The following is a 16,997-nucleotide window of genomic DNA, read 5'->3' as shown; positions in this document are numbered from 1 at the left end:
GGCGGGGCAACGCCCGATGCCATCCGGATCGCGCTGGGCGCGATCCCGGAGCGGGCGAGGCTGGCCGAGGCGCTCGGCCTTCTGGCCGGGCTGATTCGGGACGGCAGGCCAACCGCGCGCTGAACGCGCCGGTGAACTCAGTTCGAGGCGACCGGCTCGTCCTGCGGTGCGGGGCGGGCAAGCCGGCCCTCCTCCGCCTTGTGGAAGAACTGCGAGGCCACCAGCCAGCCCTTCAGCGGCTGCAGCGGTGGAATGCAGGTCAGCAGGATCAGCGGCAGCGTCGTGACCAGATGCACCCAGGTCGGCGGGTTGTAGGTCAGCTCCAGCCAGAGCGGGAAGGCCGCGGCGGGTATGCAGACGAACATCATCACGAAGAAGGCGGGGCCGTCGGCGGGGTCGGCGAAGGAGTAGTCCAGTCCGCAGACCTCGCATTTCGGCTTCAACTTCAGGAAGCTCTCGAACATCTTGCCCTGCCCGCAGCGCGGGCAGCGGCCGCGCAGGCCGGTCTGGAGCGGAGAGAGTGGCGGCCAGTGCTCGCCGGACATTGAATGTCTCCTCGGGATGGCGCCGTTCGCTCGGCGTCGCCCCTGAGATCATCCTCGATGCAGACAATGTCAAGATTGTATGCATCCTAGCCGGCTGCCTGCGCGGATCGGTCGCGGGTTCCGGAGCCGCTCGGCGTCCCAGCTCTCATCCTGAGGAGCAAGCCAACGGCCTGCGTCTCGACGGACGGCTGAGAAGCTCGGGAGACAACCGGATCATCCGTGCATACGGCCCTGCGGACCTCCTCAGGATGAGGGCCCGGTCGACCGACCGGTGGAGTTCAGATGTGCAGCGCGTGGCCCAGAGCCTTCATCGCGGCCTCCGGGAAAGCCTCGCCCAGCGTTGGATGGGCGTGGATCGTGCCGGCGATGTCCTGCAGCGTCGCGCCCATCTCGATCGCGAGACCGAAGGCCGCCGAAAGCTCGGAAACGCCCTGCCCCACCGCCTGGATGCCCACGACCAGCTCGCTGCCGGCCTGCGCGACGACGCGCACGAAACCCGCCTCGCCATGGCGCGTCATCGCCCGGCCATTGGCGGCGAATGGGAACTGGCCGATCTTCAGCTCATGGCCACCACGCTTCGCTTCCTCGGGCGACAGCCCGACCGAGACGATCTCCGGATCGGTGAAGCAGATCGCCGCGATGCCGCGCTTGTCCCAGGCGCGCGGCAGGCCGGCGACGATCTCCGCCACCATCTCGCCCTGCGCCATGGCGCGGTGCGCCAGCATGGGTTCGCCTGTGACGTCGCCTATGGCGTAGATGCCGCGCATCGAGGTCTCGCAGCGCTCGCCGATGCGGATGAAGCGGCCATCCATGTCGAGGACGAGGTTCTCGAGGCCGAGACCGTCGGTGACGGGCTTGCGCCCGACCGTGACCAGGACCCTGTCCGCCGGCAGGCTGCGCTCGGTGCCATCGGCGGTCTCGATCCGTAGCCCGTCGCCCTTCGCGGTCGGGCCGAGCGCCCTGGCGCCTGTGAGCACTTCGACGCCGAGGGCCGTGAGGCGCTTCGAGACGGGGCCGGTGAGCTCGGCATCGTAGAGCGGGAGGATCTTGTCCTGCGCCTCGACCACCGAGACCTTGCTGCCCAGCTTCGCGAAAGCGGTTCCCAGCTCCAGCCCGATATAGCCGCCGCCGACCACGACGAGCCGCTTCGGAACCTCCGTCAGCGCCAGGGCGCCGGTCGAGGAGATGACGTTGCCGCCGAAGGGCAGGAAGGGCAGCTCGACGGGCGCCGAGCCGGTGGCGATGACGATGGCCTCCGCCTTGATCGTCTTCGGCCCCGTCTCGGTCTCGACGAGAACGGTCTTGCCGTCGCGGAAGCGCGCCTTGCCATGGACGATCTTGACCTTGGCCTTGCGCAGCAGGGCCGCGACGCCGTTGTTCAGGCGCTGGACGATGCCGTCCTTCCAGGCCACGGCCTGCTTCAGGTCGAGCTTCGGCTCGGCGGCGGTGAGCCCGAAGGGCGTCTTGCCGGCAGCGGCATCGGCCGCCTTCTCGAACTCCTCGGCGACATGGATCATCGCCTTGGAGGGGATGCAGCCGACATTGAGGCAGGAACCGCCGAGCCTGGTGCTCTCGACTATGACGGTGTCGATGCCGAGCTGGCCGGCGCGGATGGCGCTGACATAGCCGCCGGGGCCGGCGCCGATGACGAGGAGCTTGCAGGTGATTTCGGTCATGGGGCAGCGCTCCTCAGATGTCCACGAAGAGCATGGCCGGGTTCTCCAGCAGCTCCTTCAGCCGCTGCACGAAGACGGCGGCATCCCAGCCATCGATGACGCGATGGTCGAAGCTGGAGGAGAGGTTCATCATCTTGCGGGGCACGAAGGTGGTGCCGTCCCAGACCGGGCGCACGACCATCTTGTTGACGCCGACGATGGCGACTTCCGGGTAATTGATCACCGGCGTCGTCGCGATGCCGCCGAGCGCGCCGAGCGAGGTGATCGTGATCGTCGAGCCGGTGAGCTCGTCGCGCGTCGCCGTGCCGTCGCGGGCTCGCTCGGCGAGGCGGGCGAGTTCGATGCCGCAGCCCCAGACATCGCGCGCCTCGGCATGCTTGACCACCGGCACGATCAGGCCGGTCGGCGTCTGCGTGGCGATGCCGATATTGATCGCGGCATGCTGGCGCACGATGCCGGCATCGTCGTCATAGAGCGCATTCAGTGCAGGCTGCTCGGCAAGCGCCCTGACCATGGCCCGCATCAGGAAAGGCAGCAGCGTCAGCTTCGGCCGCTCGGGCGTCGGCTTCTTGTTGAGGGTGGCGCGCAGGTCTTCCAGCGGCGAGACGTTGACTTCCTCGACGATGGTGATGTGCGGGATGCGCGACTTCGACAGCGCCATCTTCTCGGCGATGCGGCGGCGCAGGCCGACGACCTTGACCTCGGTGACGGCGCTCTGCTCGACGAGCCCGCCGCCACGGGTGGGCTCGGGGCCGCGCAGCAGGAAGGCGTCGATATCCTGATGTGTGATGCGGCCGGCAGGCCCGGTGCCCTGCACCTGTCGCAGATCGACCCCGGCTTCTCGCGCCTTCAGGCGCACGGCCGGCGAGGCAAGCGGCTTCTCGCCCGGCGCACGGCGCTGGACCGGTGCATCCGCGCTGACACGAGCCGGTTTCGGCGGCGGGGGCGACACAGCCAGCTTGGAGGGAGCGGCCGGCGCAGCAGGCTTTTCGGCCTTGGGTTGCGGCGCGGCGGGAGCCGGCGCCGGCTTCCCGTCAGGCGCTTCTTCGGTGGGCTCCTGGGCCGCGGCACCTTCGCCCGCAACCTTGAGCTTCACGATGGCCGAGCCGATCGCGATGGTGTCGCCGACCTCGGCGCCGACCCAGGTGACCTCGCCCTCGACCGGCGACGGGATTTCCACCGTCGCCTTGTCGGTCATCACCGCCGCGAGCAGGTCGTCCTCACGGACGATGTCGCCGACCTTGACGTGCCACTCGACGAGTTCGGCCTCCGCGATGCCCTCGCCGACATCCGGCAGCTTGATGATGCGCTCGCCCATCAGCGTGCCTCCATGATGTCGCGCAGCGCCTGTCCGAGGCGGGCGGGGCCGGGGAAGTAATCCCATTCCTGCGCATGCGGGTACGGCGTGTCCCAGCCGGTGACGCGCATCACCGGCGCCTCCAGATGATAGAAGCAGTGCTCCTGCACGAGTGCGGCCAGTTCCCCGCCGAAGCCTGACGTCAGCGTCGCCTCGTGCAGCACGATGCAGCGGCCAGTCTTCTCGACCGAAGCGACGATCGCCTCGAGATCGAGCGGCACGAGCGTACGCAGGTCGATGACCTCGGCGTCGATGCCGGTGTCCTCGGCCGCCGCCAGCGCGACATGGACCATGGTGCCATAGGCCAGGATGGTGACGGCCGAGCCCTCGCGCCGCGTCACCGCCTTGCCGAGCGGCACGGTGTAATGGCCCTCCGGCACCTCGGCCAGCTCGTGCTTCGACCAGGCCGTGACCGGCCGGTCGTGATGGCCGTCGAAGGGGCCGTTGTAGAGCCGCTTCGGCTCCAGGAAGATCACCGGGTCGGGGTCCTCGATCGCCGCGATCAGCAGGCCCTTGGCGTCATAGGGGTTGGAAGGGACGATCGTCTTCAGGCCGGAGACATGGGTGAACAGCGCCTCGGGGCTCTGGCTGTGGGTCTGGCCGCCGAAGATGCCGCCGCCCGTCGGCATGCGGATCACCATCGGGCAGGTGAAGTCGCCGGCCGAGCGATAGCGCAGGCGCGCGGCCTCCGAGACGATCTGGTCATAGGCCGGGTACATGTAGTCGGCGAACTGGATCTCGACGCAGGGCTTGAGGCCATAGGCCGCCATGCCGATCGCGGTGCCGACGATGCCGGCCTCGCTGATCGGCGCGTCGAAGCAGCGCGACACCCCGTATTTCTGCTGCAGGCCGTGCGTGCAGCGGAAGACGCCGCCGAAAAAGCCGACATCCTCGCCGAAAACCACGACATCGTCGTCGCGGCCCATGGAAACGTCCATGGCGGAGCGGATCGCCTCGATCATCGTCATGCGTGGCATCGCGTCAGACTCCGATCTGCTGGCGCTGGCGGCGCAGATGCGGCGGCAATTCCGCATAGACGTCGTCGAAGATGTCGCGCGCCGAGGGCTTGCCGCCGGAATGCAGCGTGCCGAAGCTCTCGGCCTCCTTTTGCGCCGCGATGACGGTGGCGAGGATTTCGGCCTCCGCCTGCTTGTGGCGCTCCTCCGACCAGGCGCCGACCGCGATCAGATGCTGCTTCAGCCGGATCAGCGGGTCGCCCAGGGGCCAGTCGTCGGATTCATGCTTGGGGCGATAGGCCGAGGGGTCATCCGAGGTTGAATGGGCGCCGGCGCGGTAGGTGACGTATTCGACCAGCGTCGGTCCGAGATTGCGGCGGGCGCGCTCGACCGCCCATTGCGCGACGGCATAGACCGCGAGGTAGTCGTTGCCGTCGACGCGCAGCGCCGGGATGCCGAAGCCGAGCCCCCTCGCCGCGAAAGTGCCGGAGCCGCCGCGCGCGATGCCCTGGAAGGTCGAGATCGCCCACTGGTTGTTGACGACGTTGAGCACGACCGGCGCCTTGTAGGTCGATGCGAAGACGAGCGCGGCGTGGAAATCCGATTCCGCCGTCGAGCCGTCGCCGATCCAGGCAGCGGCGATGCGGGTGTCGTTCTTGATCGCCGAGGCCATCGCCCAGCCCACGGCCTGGACGTACTGCGTCGCGAGATTGCCCGAGATCGAGAAGAAGCCGTGCTCCTTCGAGGAATACATCACCGGCAGTTGCCGGCCTTTCATCGGGTCGCGCTCGTTCGAGTAGATCTGGCACATCATGTCGACGAGCGGGTAGTCGTGGGCGATCAGCAGCCCCGCCTGGCGATAGGTCGGGAAGTTCATGTCGCCGGGCTGGAGCGCGATCCGGAAGGCGCAGCTCACCGCCTCCTCGCCGGTGTGCTGCATGTAGAACGAGGTCTTGCCCTGGCGCTGCGCCATCTGCATGCGCCCGTCGAAGGTGCGCAGCGTCATCATGTGTCGCAGGCCGCGGATCAGGTCGTCATGCGAGAGATCCGGCACCCAGGGGCCGACCGCCTCGCCCTCGCGGTTGAGCACGCGGATGATCGAATAGGCGAGGTCGCGGATATCCTTGGGGTCGACATCGACGGGCGGGCGGGCGACCGAGCCCGCCTTCGGGATCACGACATGGGAGAAGTCGGGCTTCTCGCCGGGACGACTCGCGGGCTTCGGGACGTGGAACTGCAGTGGCTGGGTTGCTGCCGGCGCCTGGCCTGCCTTGTCGCTGCTCATGAGCGCCTCCATCCCTGTCGCGGCCAGCATTCCGCCTTCGCGCGCATCCCGCAAGCGCCTCGCGCGCCCGGCCGTGATGCAGCGGCGAACGCAGCCGGCACCGCGATCGTTCCCCTTGCAACCAACGCTAGCCGCGCCGCGCCGGAGGTTCCTTCCGAATTTGCCGGCCTCCTCGAAATCGGGCAGAAGATTTTCCTGCTGGATTCCACTTGCGCAGAATGATCGACCGATGAACAAAAAGAGCCAGAAGGGACCTGCTCTCGATCTGATCGATCGCAAGATTCTCGCTGCGTTGCGGGATGACGGGCGCCTGACGACGCAGGCGCTGGCCGAGAAGGTGGGTCTGTCGCCCTCACCCTGCTGGACGCGCGTGAAGCGGCTGGAGGAATCCGGCGCGATCGAGAAATACGTCGCGCTGCTCGACCACAAGGCGCTCGGCTACAACAACATCGTCTTCGTCGAGATCACGCTCGACAAGCATGACGACAAGGTGCTGGACCAGTGCGGCGAAGCGCTGAGCCGGGCGCCCGAGGTGGTCGAGGCTCATCTGGTGACAGGCGAGTACGACTACCTCGCCAAGGTCGTAGTCAGCGACACCGACCATTACGAGCGCTTCCTGCGCGGAACGATCTACCGCATTCCCGGCGTGCGCCAGACACGCACGACCTTCGGGCTGAGGGCGCTGAAGCGGACGCTGTCGGTCGACCCGCTGAAGGCGGTGGGCTGATGCTTGCACGCCGCCATGCTCAGGCCTGACCCGGACATCTCGGAAACCAGAGCGTTCTCGCCCCGAGATCCTCGGGTTTACACCCGGCGACGCCCGGGAATGACTCCCTCGACGTCATGCTCGCCCTTGTGACGAGCATCCGTGTCTTGAACACCTCTCCCGAGGAGCAAGACGTGGATGGTCGGGACAGGCCGACCATGACGCGAAGCGGCCGAGCCGGCGCTTCAGGCGAGCATCTCCCGCACCAGAGGGATCACCTTCTCGCCGTAGAGCCGGATGCACTGCATCGCCTTCTCGTGCTCCAGCGGGCCGGCGCTGTACTTGAGCTGGAAGCGGGCGATGCCCAGCCCCCTGGCAGTCGTCGCAATCTTGCGCGCCACCGTCTCGGGCGAACCGAGATAGAGCGAGCCGCGCACGACCTCCTGCTCGAAATCCTCGCGGCTCATCGGCGGCCAGCCGCGCTCGGCGCCGATGCGGTCGCGGTTCGCCTTGAAGGCCGGGAAGAACTCCTCCCTCGCCTGCTCGTCGGTCTCCGCGACATAGCCCGGCGAATGCACGCCGACGGGCCTTGCCGGCTTGCCGATCTGGCCGTAGGCGCGATGGTAGAGATCGACGAACGGCTTGAAGCGCAGCGGGTCGCCGCCGATGATCGCGAGCATCATCGGCAGGTCGTAGCGCACGGCGCGGATCACCGATTCCGGGCTGCCGCCGACACCGATCCAGGTCTTGAGCGGGCCGTTCTCGACCGGCGGATAGACGAACTGGTCCTTGAGCGGCGGCCGGATCGAGCCCTGCCAGCTCACCGGTTCCTGCGGCAGCAGCGCGGCGAACAGATCGAGCTTCTCCTCGAAGAGCTTCTCGTAGTCGCGCAGATCGAAGCCGAAGAGCGGGAAGGATTCGGTGAAGGAACCGCGGCCGAGAATGACCTCGGCGCGCCCGTTCGACAGCGCATCCACCGTCGAGAAGCGCTGGAACACGCGGATCGGATCGTCCGAGCTCAGGACGGTGACCGCCGAACCCAGCCTGATGCGGCTGGTGCGCGTGGCCATGCCGGCCAGCACGGTCTCGGGCGAGGACACCGCGAAATCGGCGCGATGATGCTCGCCGACGCCGATGAAATCGATGCCGACCTGATCGGCCAGGACGGCTTCCTCGACGAGGTTGCGGATCACCTGCGCATGCGGCAAGGACCTGCCGTCCGCCCCATGGGTGACGTCGCCGAAGGTGTCGAGCCCGAATTCCAGTTCCTGCGCCATGATCATCCCGGAGCCGCACGGGCGGCCTGTTGCCTGCCGGCCTTCCCGGCTTCACGGAGTTAGGGGCGGGACTGCCCGCGCGCAATTCTTCGGGCGTTGCCCGGCCAGCAACAAGCTGTTTGCACGGACGCAACCGCTACGCTTGCAACAGCGACGGAAGGTGCCGATGCTCGGGCGCGCGGCGATATCGGCCGTTTCCGAAGCGACACCATGATCATTCGCCAGCTGGTCTATCTCGATGCGCTCGCCCGCGAGAAGCATTTCCGCCGCGCGGCCGAAGCCTGCCATGTCTCGCAGCCGACGCTCTCGGCCGCGATCGTGCAGCTGGAAGAGGAGCTCGGCGTGATGATCGTCGAGCGCGGCAGGCGCTTCCAGGGCTTCACCAAGGAAGGCGAGGTCGTTCTCGCCCATGCCAGGCGCATCCTGGCCGAGGCCGAGGTGATGAAGGACTCGATCGCCGAACTGCGCGAGGGCGTCTCCGGCCGGATCAGGCTCGGCGCGATCCCGACCGCGCTGCCGATGATCGCCCATATCACCGCGCCGTTCTCGGACCGCTATCCGGCGGTGTCGCTCACGGTGCTGTCGCTGACCTCGCAGGAAATCCAGGAGGGCATCGACAATTTCGAGCTCGATGTCGGGCTGACCTATCTCGACAACGAGCCGCTCGACCGGGTGATCTCAAAGCCGATCTATCAGGAATCATATGTGCTGCTGACGCGCGAGGACGGACCACTCGGAACGCGCGACACCATCAGCTGGGCCGAAGCGGCGGAACACAAGCTCTGCCTGCTGACCGGCGACATGCAGAACCGGCGCATCATCGACGGCATCTTTCGGTCTGTCGGCACCGCGCCGCGGCCGATGATCGAGACCAACTCGATCTTCAACCTGTGCTCTCATGCCGGCATCCAGGGTGTCGCCAGCATCGTCTCGCTGCAGCTCCTGGAGTTCTTCGGCGTGCCGCTGGGCACAAGGGCGCTGTCGCTCGTCGAGCCGGAGGCGCAGCGCACGATCGGACTGATCGTCGCCGACCGGCAGCCCGTGGCGCCGCTGGCACGCAACCTCCTGATGATGACCAAGCCGGTCACCGATGCGCGGCTGCCGCGGCGCCTGATCGTGCGATAGACTTCGCCTATCGTCTTAGAAGCGCCGCAGCATTGTGCGGCGCAAAATCATCATTCTACGAAATTTTCAAGCCGCGCATCAGGACCGAGAATGTCGCACAGGCCGCATCTCGGCCGTATTGATAGCCAAAGACTATCATGCATTCGAAACAAACGATTTGAAATCATTCCAAATTCACTCACCTTCCCATCCAAGGAGCGCCCGGCGAACCGGGCCGTTGGAGGAAAAATGGCGGGTTATCCGGCCTGGGATCAGGACAACGCGCGTACGATCATCTCCGGGCTGGCGCATCTCGAAGGCGCCACACTGCCCATGCTGCACGCGCTGCAGGACGAATTCGGCTATGTCGATCCGCAGGCCGTGCCGCTGATCGCGGAGGCGCTGAACCTGTCGCGCGCCGAGGTGCATGGCGCCATCTCTTTCTATCACGACTTCAAGACCACGCCGCAGCCGTCCCGGGTCATCAAGCTTTGCCGGGCCGAAGCCTGCCAATCCCTCGGTTGCGAGACCGTCGTGGAAGAGCTCGCCCGGGCGCATGGCATCACGGTCGACGATCACCATGCCGGCGACGTCGTGGTCGAAACGGTGTATTGTCTCGGCAATTGCGCGCTCGGCCCCTCGGCCCTTGTCGATGGCGAGTTGATCGGCCGCGTCGACGCGGCCCGCATCGCCGGGCTCTGCCAGCACGGAAAGGCGCATTCATGAGCGCCGCACCGATCCGCATCTTCGTCCCGATCGACGCCGCCGCCCTGTCCGTCGGCGCGGAAGCCGTCGCGCAGGCCGTGGCCCGTGAGGCCGCGGCGCGCGGTCTCGCCGTCGAAATCGTCCGCAACGGCTCGCGTGGCATGCTCTGGCTGGAGCCGTTGGTGGAGGTCGAGACGGCCGAAGGCCGCATCGCCTACGGACCGGTCGCGCCGAAAGATGTCCCAGCACTCTTCGAAGCCGGCTTCGCTTCGGGCGGCGCGCATGCCCTGCGCCTCGGCAGGACCGAAGAGCTCGACTGGATGAAGCGCCAGCAGCGCCTCACCTTCGAGCGCGTCGGCATCATCGACCCGCTATCGATCGCCGAGTACCGTGCCCATGGCGGCTTCAAGGGACTGGAGAAGGCGCTTGCGCTGACGGGCGGCGAGATCGTCGAGGCCGTCAAGGCGTCGGGCCTGCGCGGACGCGGCGGCGCCGGCTTCCCCACCGGCATCAAGTGGAAGACCGTCCACGACGCCAAAGCCGACCAGAAATACATCGTCTGCAATGCGGACGAAGGCGACAGCGGCACCTTCGCCGACCGGATGCTGTTCGAAGGCGACCCCTATCTTACCATCGAGGGCATGGCGATCGCGGCCGTCGCCGTCGGCGCGACGCGCGGCTACATCTATCTGCGCTCGGAATACCCGCATGCCCATCGCACCCTGCAGCGCGCGATCCTGAAGGCGGAATCCGCCGGATTGATCGGCGCCTCGGTGATGGGTTCGCAGCATGCCTTCCACCTCGAGGTCCGGCTCGGGGCCGGCGCCTATATCTGCGGCGAGGAGACCTCGCTGCTCGAAAGCCTCGAGGGCAAGCGCGCCGTCGTCCGGGCCAAGCCGCCGCTGCCGGCGCTGCAGGGCCTGTTCGGCAAGCCGACCGTCGTCAACAACGTGCTCTCCTTCGCGGCCGTGCCCTGGATCCTGGCGCATGGCGCGCAAGCCTATGCCGATTACGGCATGGGACGCTCGCGGGGCACGCTGCCGGTGCAGCTCGGCGGCAACGTCAGGCGCGGCGGGCTGATCGAGCTCGCCTTCGGCATCTCGCTGCGCGAGATCATCGAGGACCTGGGCGGCGGCACGCTGTCGGGGCGGCCGATCCGGGCCGTGCAGGTCGGGGGGCCGCTCGGTGCCTATCTCACCGCAGAGCAGCTCGACGTGCAGATGGATTACGAGGCGCTGGCGTCCATGCGCGCCATGCTCGGCCATGGCGGCATCGTGGTCTTCGACGATACCGTCGACATGGCCAGGCAGGCCCGCTTCGCCTTCGCCTTCTGCGCCAAGGAAAGCTGCGGCAAGTGCACGCCCTGCCGCATCGGCGCGACACGCGGCGTCGAGGTCATGGACCGCATCATGGCGGGCACCGAGGTGCCGAAGAACATCGCCGTGCTGCGCGATCTCTCCAGGCTGATGACCGACGCCTCGCTCTGCGCGATGGGCGGGCTGACCCCCATGCCGGTGCTGAGCGCGCTCAATCATTTCCCCGAGGATTTCGACCGTCCTCCGCTGCCTCTGGCGGCCGAGTGAGGAGGCTGAGATGAGCCTGATCAAGGAAATCGACTACGGCACGCCGATCCGGGTCTCCGAGAAGACGGTGACCCTGAGCATCGACGGACAGAGCGTCACGGTGCCGGCCGGCACCTCGGTGATGGCGGCGGCGATGAGCCTGGGCACCAAGATCCCCAAGCTCTGCGCGACCGACTCGCTCGAGCCCTTCGGCTCCTGCCGGCTCTGCCTCGTCGAGATCGAGGGGCGGCGCGGCACGCCCGCCTCCTGCACGACGCCGGCCGAAGAGGGTATGGTCGTGCGCACCCAGTCGGAGAACCTGTCCGGCCTGCGCAAGGGCGTGATGGAGCTCTACATCTCCGATCATCCGCTGGACTGCCTGACCTGCTCGGCCAATGGCGATTGCGAATTGCAGGACATGGCGGGCGCGGTCGGCCTGCGCGAGGTGCGCTACGGCTATGAGGGCGAGAACCACGTCTTCGCCAAGGGCAAGGACGGGGCGGTCAACGAGAACTGGCTCGCGAAGGATACGTCCAACCCCTACTTCACCTACGACCCGTCGAAATGCATCGTCTGCAATCGCTGCGTCCGCGCCTGCGAGGAGGTGCAGGGCACCTTCGCCCTGACGATCACCGGGCGTGGCTTCGATTCCCGCGTCGCGGCGGGCCCGACCGATTTCCTCGGTTCCGAATGCGTCTCCTGCGGCGCCTGCGTGCAGGCCTGCCCGACGGCGACGCTGATGGAGAACAAGGTCATCGAGTACGGCCAGCCCGAGCACTCGAAGGTCACGACCTGCGCCTATTGCGGCGTCGGCTGCTCCTTCAAGGCCGAGATGCAGGGCGACCGCGTCATCCGCATGGTGCCCTACAAGGACGGCAAGGCGAACGAGGGCCATTCCTGCGTCAAGGGCCGCTTCGCCTGGGGCTATGCCACCCACCAGGACCGCATGACCAGGCCGATGATCCGGGCGAAGATCACGGATCCCTGGCGCGAAGTCTCCTGGGAGGAGGCGATCGACCACGCCGCCAGCGAGTTCAAGCGCATCCAGGCCAAGTACGGCCGTGAATCGGTCGGCGCCATCACCTCGTCGCGCTGCACCAACGAGGAGGTCTTCCTCGTCCAGAAGCTGGTGCGCGCCGCCTTCCGCAACAACAATGTCGATACCTGCGCCCGCGTCTGCCATTCGCCGACCGGCTATGGCCTGAAGACCACGCTCGGCACCTCGGCCGGCACACAGGACTTCAAATCTGTCGCCAGGGCCGACGTCATCCTCGTCATCGGCGCCAACCCGACGGACGGCCACCCGGTCTTCGCCTCGCGGATGAAGAAGCGCATCCGGGAAGGCGCGAGGCTGATCGTCGCCGACCCCCGCCGGATCGACATGGTGCAGTCGCCGCATGTCAGGGCCGACTATCACCTGCCGCTGAAGCCCGGCACCAATGTCGCGCTGCTCAACGCGCTTGCCCACGTCGTCGTCACCGAGGGGCTGATCGACGAGGCCTATGTGCGCGAGCGCTGCGACCTCGGCGATTTCGAGCACTGGGCCCGCTTCGTCGCCCGCGAGGAGAACTCGCCGGAGGCCAGCGAGCAGTTCACCGGCGTGCCCGCGGCCGACGTCCGCGCCGCGGCACGGCTCTACGCGACCGGCGGCAACGGCGCGATCTACTACGGGCTCGGCGTCACCGAGCACAGCCAGGGCTCTACCACCGTGATGGCGATGGCCAATCTCGCCATGGCGACCGGCAATATCGGGCGCGAAGGCGTCGGCATCAATCCGCTGCGCGGGCAGAACAATGTGCAGGGCTCCTGCGACATGGGCTCCTTCCCGCACGAATTCTCGGGCTATCGCCATGTCGCGGACGACTCGACGCGGCAGGTCTTCGAGATGATGTGGGGCGTGCCGCTCGATGCCGAGCAGGGGCTGCGCATCCCCAACATGCTCGACGAGGCGGTCGAGGGCACCTTCAAGGGCCTCTATGTCCAGGGCGAGGACATTGCCCAGTCCGACCCCAACACCAAGCACGTCACGGCGGGACTGGCCGCGATGGAATGCGTCGTCATCCAGGACATCTTCCTGAACGAGACGGCGAAATACGCCCATGTCTTCCTGCCGGGCGCCTCGTTTCTGGAGAAGGATGGCACCTTCACCAATGCCGAGCGCCGCATCAACCGGGTCCGGCAGGTGATGGCGCCCCTCGCCGGCAAGGACGAGTGGCAGGTCACGATCGAGCTGGCGCGGGCGCTCGGCTACGAGATGGGCTATGCCCATCCGAGCGAGATCATGGACGAGATCGCGCGCCTCACGCCGAGCTTCGCCGGCGTTTCCTACGACAAGCTGGAGAAGCTCGGCTCGGTGCAGTGGCCCTGCAACGACAAGGCGCCGACCGGCACGCCGCTGATGCATGTCGACCGCTTCGTGCGCGGCAAGGGCAAGTTCATGATCACCGAGTTCGTTGCGACCGAGGAACGGACCGGGCCGCGCTTCCCGCTGCTGCTCACCACCGGGCGCATCCTCTCGCAGTATAATGTCGGCGCGCAGACGCGGCGCACCGAGAACAGCGCCTGGCATGACGAGGACGTGCTGGAGATCCACCCCTTCGACGCCGAGAGCCGCGGCATCCGCGACGGCGATCTCGTCGCCCTCGCCAGCCGCTCGGGCGACATCGCACTCCGGGCCGAGATCTCCGAGCGCATGCAGCCCGGCGTGGTCTACACCACCTTCCACCACGCCAAGACGGGCGCCAACGTCATCACCACCGACTTCTCGGACTGGGCCACGAACTGTCCGGAATACAAGGTAACCGCCGTCGAGGTCCGCCGCACCAATGCCTGGTCGGCCTGGCAGGAGAAGAATTTCGAGGAAGACGTGACCCTGCGCCGGATCGCGGAGCGCCTGCCCGATGCCGCGGAATAATCCGCCCGCACAACCACCGGCCTCGGTCGCCGTCAAGGCCGAACCGCTGCGCTTCGGCGCGGGGGCGGAGGGTGCGCGCGCGATCGAGGTCGCGGTGGAGACCCCGATCAACATCGTCTACGGCAACATGCCCTATGCGGTGATGATGGCGAGCCCCTCGGACCTCGAGGATTTCGTCACCGGCTTCAGCCTGACCGAGGGGATCGTGCGCGGCGGCGACGAGATCCGCGGCATCGCCGTCGAGCCGAAGGACGAGGGCGTCATCGTCACGGTCGAGCTCGCGCCCGGCCGCTTCCGCGAGCATCTGGCGCGGCGGCGCAATCTCTCGGGCCGGACCTCCTGCGGGCTCTGCGGCGTCGAGACCATCGAGGAGATCCCGATGGCCGATGCGGCGACCCGGGCCGCGCGCGCCGTGCCGGCCTCGGCGATCGAGACCGCGCTCGCAGCGCTCGACAGGCTCCAGCCGCTGAACCAGCTCACCCGCGCCGTCCATGCCGCTGCCTGGTGCGATCCGTCCGGCGCGATCCTGGCGGTGCGCGAGGACGTCGGCCGCCACAACGCGCTCGACAAGCTGATCGGCGCGCGGCTGCGCGCCCGCACGGATGCGAGCGAAGGCTTCCTGCTCGTCACCAGCCGCGCCTCCTTCGAGATGGTCGAGAAGGCCGCGATCTTCGGCGCCGGCACGCTGGTCGCTATCTCGGCGCCGACCTCGCTCGCCATCGAGCGCGCCCGGCATCTCGGTGTGACGCTGGCCGCCGTGGCGCGGCGGGACGGCTGCATCGTCTTCGCCGGCGCGCTGGCGCCCGAGCCGGAAGCCGTCGCCCGATGATGGAGGATACGCTGACCACCGGGCCCGACGCCGCCGATCACCACGCGGAAAACCTCGCGAAGCTCCGGCGCATGGCCGGGCAGATCGCGGATTTCTTCAAGGCCTATCCGGAAGAGGAGGCAGCCGCCTCCGTCGCCGATCACATCAACCAGTTCTGGACCGGGCGGATGCGGGGAGATTTCCTCGCCGCCTTCGCCACCCGTCCGGAGGACCTCCCGCCCCTGCTGCGGCGCGCCCTGCCGCTGATCAGGCCGGGGCGCGGGGGTTAGCAAGCAAGGCGCCGCCAGAGCGGTGCATCGCGAGTTGCAACGAGCCGGGAACCTACCTGGCCCGAACGGCGAAGCCATGGGGAAAGGAAACGGGGAATGAGCGTCGCACAGGATATCGGAGAGGTCGGGGGCGGAATTGGCCTGCTCGACCGCGAACGAACCATCGCCAGGCCGGGCTTCAACCGCTGGCTGGTGCCGCCGGCCGCGCTCTGCATCCATCTCTGCATCGGCATGGCCTATGGCTTCTCGGTGTTCTGGCTGCCGCTCAGCCAGGCGATCGGCATCACCAAGCCTGTCGCCTGTGCCGCCGATGTCGGCCTGATCGGCTCGCTGTTCACCACGGCCTGCGACTGGAAGGTCGCGGATCTCGGCTGGATGTACACGCTGTTCTTCGTCTTCCTCGGCTCCTCCGCCGCGATCTGGGGCGGCTGGCTCGAGCGCGTCGGCCCGCGCAAGGCGGCCTTCGTCTCGACGCTGTGCTGGTGCGGCGGCCTGCTGATCTCGGCCCTCGGCATCTACTGGCATCAGCTCTGGATGATGTGGCTGGGCTCCGGCGTCATCGGCGGCATCGGCCTGGGCCTCGGCTATATCTCGCCGGTCTCGACGCTGGTGAAATGGTTCCCGGACCGGCGCGGCATGGCCACCGGCATGGCGATCATGGGCTTCGGCGGCGGCGCGATGATCGGCTCGCCGCTGGCGGACATGCTGATGAACTATTTCAAGACGCCCGCCTCGGTCGGCGTCTGGCAGACCTTCGTCGCCATGGCCGCGATCTACTTCGTCTTCATGATGGCCGGCACCTTCGGCTATCGCGTGCCGCCGTCGAACTGGCGCCCCGAGGGCTGGACCCCGCCGGCGACGCAGAACGCCATGATCACCTCCGGCCATGTCCACCTCAAGAACGCGCACAGGACGCCGCAATTCTGGCTGATCTGGGCGGTGCTCTGCCTCAACGTCTCCGCCGGCATCGGCGTGCTCGGCATGGCGTCGCCGATGCTGCAGGAGATCTTCGCGGGCTCGCTGATCGGCAAGCCCGAGATCGGCTTCGCCGCGCTCGACGCCGGGCAGAAGACGCAGATCGCCACGATCGCCGCGGCCTTCGTTGGGCTGCTCTCGCTTTTCAACATCGTCGGGCGCTTCTTCTGGGCCTCGCTCTCGGACAAGCTCGGCCGCAAGCTGACCTACGCGACCTTCTTCGGGCTCGGCATCCTGCTCTATGCGCTCTCGCCCTGGGCGGCCCATGCCGGATCGCTGGCGCTTTTCGTCGGCTTCTTCTGCATCATCCTGTCGATGTATGGCGGCGGCTTCGCCACCGTGCCGGCCTATCTCGCCGACATGTTCGGCACGCAGTTCGTCGGCGCCATCCATGGCCGCCTGCTGACGGCGTGGTCGACGGCCGGCATCATCGGCCCGGTCGTGGTGAACTACATCCGCGAAGCGCAGATCAATGCCGGCGTGCCGCGCGCGCAGGTCTATGACCGCACGATGTACATCCTCGCCGGCATGCTGGTGCTCGGTTTCCTGTGCAACCTGCTGGTTCGCCCGGTCGCGACGAAATGGTTCATGAAGGATGCCGAGGTCGCGGCGCTTCAGAAGCGGTCGGCAAGCGTCGATGCGGCCGCCCATTACGGTTCCTACGGCATCGGCAAGGGCGGCTTCGACGGCACGGCTCTGCTCGCCTGGGCGATCGTCGGCCTGCCGATCGCCTGGGGCGTGTGGATCACCCTGTCGAAGTCTCTGGCGCTGTTCCGCTGAAGCGACCTGCGCTAGCGGCGCGAACGCAAGGGCCCGTTCCGAGCGATCGGTGCGGGC

At 67.6% G+C, this 16,997-nt stretch carries 14 protein-coding genes; 8 read left to right on the top strand and 6 right to left on the bottom strand.

Annotated features, from left to right (window positions below; genetic code table 11):
• Positions 1-137 precede the first annotated feature (137 nt).
• The 5 genes from ACIPIA_RS01365 to ACIPIA_RS01345 form a co-directional block, all read right to left on the bottom strand.
• Positions 138-545 carry a DUF983 domain-containing protein gene (locus ACIPIA_RS01365; protein ID WP_400505938.1) on the bottom strand — a complete coding sequence of 136 codons (408 nt, stop codon included), beginning with the start codon at positions 543-545 and terminating at the stop codon, positions 138-140.
• Positions 546-823: 278 nt separating this feature from the next.
• On the bottom strand, positions 824-2,221 hold the full coding sequence (lpdA, locus tag ACIPIA_RS01360; RefSeq protein ID WP_400505936.1) for a dihydrolipoyl dehydrogenase: 1,398 nt from the start codon (positions 2,219-2,221) through the stop codon (positions 824-826).
• 13 nt (positions 2,222-2,234) lie between these two features.
• A complete protein-coding gene (locus ACIPIA_RS01355) occupies positions 2,235-3,539 on the bottom strand; it encodes a dihydrolipoamide acetyltransferase family protein (RefSeq protein WP_400505934.1) in 1,305 nt (434 codons plus the stop codon).
• Positions 3,539-4,555, bottom strand: a complete 1,017-nt coding sequence (locus tag ACIPIA_RS01350; RefSeq protein ID WP_400505933.1) for an alpha-ketoacid dehydrogenase subunit beta — start codon at positions 4,553-4,555, stop codon at positions 3,539-3,541. Before ACIPIA_RS01350 ends, ACIPIA_RS01355 begins: the two co-directional genes overlap by 1 nt.
• A gap of 4 nt (positions 4,556-4,559) precedes the next feature.
• Positions 4,560-5,819, bottom strand: coding sequence for a 3-methyl-2-oxobutanoate dehydrogenase (2-methylpropanoyl-transferring) subunit alpha (locus tag ACIPIA_RS01345; RefSeq protein ID WP_400505931.1), 1,260 nt, complete (start codon positions 5,817-5,819; stop codon positions 4,560-4,562).
• Between the two features lie 229 nt (positions 5,820-6,048).
• Here ACIPIA_RS01345 and ACIPIA_RS01340 point away from each other — a divergent pair, with 229 nt between their 5' ends.
• Positions 6,049-6,546, top strand: a complete 498-nt coding sequence (locus tag ACIPIA_RS01340) for an Lrp/AsnC family transcriptional regulator (protein WP_400505929.1) — start codon at positions 6,049-6,051, stop codon at positions 6,544-6,546.
• Between the two features lie 224 nt (positions 6,547-6,770).
• Here ACIPIA_RS01340 and ACIPIA_RS01335 read toward each other — a convergent pair whose 3' ends face one another.
• Entirely contained in the window at positions 6,771-7,802 is a 1,032-nt protein-coding gene (locus ACIPIA_RS01335; protein WP_400505927.1) for an LLM class flavin-dependent oxidoreductase, read from the bottom strand.
• Between the two features lie 210 nt (positions 7,803-8,012).
• Between ACIPIA_RS01335 and ACIPIA_RS01330 the strand changes: the two genes are divergently transcribed.
• The 7 genes from ACIPIA_RS01330 to ACIPIA_RS01300 all read left to right on the top strand — a co-directional run bounded on the left by ACIPIA_RS01330 (position 8,013) and on the right by ACIPIA_RS01300 (position 16,940).
• Positions 8,013-8,927 (top strand): LysR family transcriptional regulator, encoded by a 915-nt coding sequence (locus tag ACIPIA_RS01330; protein WP_400505925.1) that lies wholly within the window; start codon positions 8,013-8,015, stop codon positions 8,925-8,927.
• A 90-nt stretch (positions 8,928-9,017) separates the two neighbouring features.
• Entirely contained in the window at positions 9,018-9,632 is a 615-nt protein-coding gene (locus ACIPIA_RS01325; protein ID WP_400505923.1) for an NAD(P)H-dependent oxidoreductase subunit E, read from the top strand.
• Positions 9,629-11,194, top strand: coding sequence for a formate dehydrogenase beta subunit (locus tag ACIPIA_RS01320; RefSeq protein ID WP_400505921.1), 1,566 nt, complete (start codon positions 9,629-9,631; stop codon positions 11,192-11,194). Before ACIPIA_RS01325 ends, ACIPIA_RS01320 begins: the two co-directional genes overlap by 4 nt.
• A gap of 10 nt (positions 11,195-11,204) precedes the next feature.
• Positions 11,205-14,087, top strand: a complete 2,883-nt coding sequence (gene fdhF, locus ACIPIA_RS01315) for a formate dehydrogenase subunit alpha (protein ID WP_400505919.1) — start codon at positions 11,205-11,207, stop codon at positions 14,085-14,087.
• A complete protein-coding gene (fdhD, locus tag ACIPIA_RS01310; protein ID WP_400505917.1) occupies positions 14,074-14,916 on the top strand; it encodes a formate dehydrogenase accessory sulfurtransferase FdhD in 843 nt (280 codons plus the stop codon). Before fdhF ends, fdhD begins: the two co-directional genes overlap by 14 nt.
• Positions 14,913-15,185, top strand: a complete 273-nt coding sequence (locus ACIPIA_RS01305) for a formate dehydrogenase subunit delta (protein WP_400505915.1) — start codon at positions 14,913-14,915, stop codon at positions 15,183-15,185. The genes fdhD and ACIPIA_RS01305 overlap by 4 nt, the downstream gene beginning before the upstream one ends.
• A 96-nt stretch (positions 15,186-15,281) precedes the next feature.
• Positions 15,282-16,940, top strand: coding sequence for an OFA family MFS transporter (locus ACIPIA_RS01300; protein ID WP_400505913.1), 1,659 nt, complete (start codon positions 15,282-15,284; stop codon positions 16,938-16,940).
• Positions 16,941-16,997 lie beyond the last annotated feature (57 nt).

The sequence above is a fragment of the Allobosea sp. CER48 genome (assembly GCF_044752385.1).
Taxonomy (GTDB): Bacteria; Pseudomonadota; Alphaproteobacteria; order Rhizobiales; family Beijerinckiaceae; genus Allobosea.
This window is presented reverse-complemented; position numbering and strand designations above follow the sequence as displayed.

Bases quoted from the DNA above. Each gene is read 5' to 3' on its own strand.
- ACIPIA_RS01350 (WP_400505933.1), bottom strand. From the start codon at position 4,555: ATGCCACGCATGACGATGATCGAGGCGATCCGCTCCGCCATGGACGTT.
- ACIPIA_RS01340 (WP_400505929.1), top strand. From the start codon at position 6,049: ATGAACAAAAAGAGCCAGAAGGGACCTGCTCTCGATCTGATCGATCGC.
- lpdA (WP_400505936.1), bottom strand. From the start codon at position 2,221: ATGACCGAAATCACCTGCAAGCTCCTCGTCATCGGCGCCGGCCCCGGC.
- ACIPIA_RS01330 (WP_400505925.1), top strand. From the start codon at position 8,013: ATGATCATTCGCCAGCTGGTCTATCTCGATGCGCTCGCCCGCGAGAAG.
- ACIPIA_RS01305 (WP_400505915.1), top strand. From the start codon at position 14,913: ATGATGGAGGATACGCTGACCACCGGGCCCGACGCCGCCGATCACCAC.
- ACIPIA_RS01300 (WP_400505913.1), top strand. From the start codon at position 15,282: ATGAGCGTCGCACAGGATATCGGAGAGGTCGGGGGCGGAATTGGCCTG.
- fdhD (WP_400505917.1), top strand. From the start codon at position 14,074: ATGCCGCGGAATAATCCGCCCGCACAACCACCGGCCTCGGTCGCCGTC.
- ACIPIA_RS01335 (WP_400505927.1), bottom strand. From the start codon at position 7,802: ATGGCGCAGGAACTGGAATTCGGGCTCGACACCTTCGGCGACGTCACC.
- ACIPIA_RS01345 (WP_400505931.1), bottom strand. From the start codon at position 5,819: ATGAGCAGCGACAAGGCAGGCCAGGCGCCGGCAGCAACCCAGCCACTG.
- fdhF (WP_400505919.1), top strand. From the start codon at position 11,205: ATGAGCCTGATCAAGGAAATCGACTACGGCACGCCGATCCGGGTCTCC.
- ACIPIA_RS01325 (WP_400505923.1), top strand. From the start codon at position 9,018: ATGTCGCACAGGCCGCATCTCGGCCGTATTGATAGCCAAAGACTATCA.
- ACIPIA_RS01355 (WP_400505934.1), bottom strand. From the start codon at position 3,539: ATGGGCGAGCGCATCATCAAGCTGCCGGATGTCGGCGAGGGCATCGCG.
- ACIPIA_RS01365 (WP_400505938.1), bottom strand. From the start codon at position 545: ATGTCCGGCGAGCACTGGCCGCCACTCTCTCCGCTCCAGACCGGCCTG.
- ACIPIA_RS01320 (WP_400505921.1), top strand. From the start codon at position 9,629: ATGAGCGCCGCACCGATCCGCATCTTCGTCCCGATCGACGCCGCCGCC.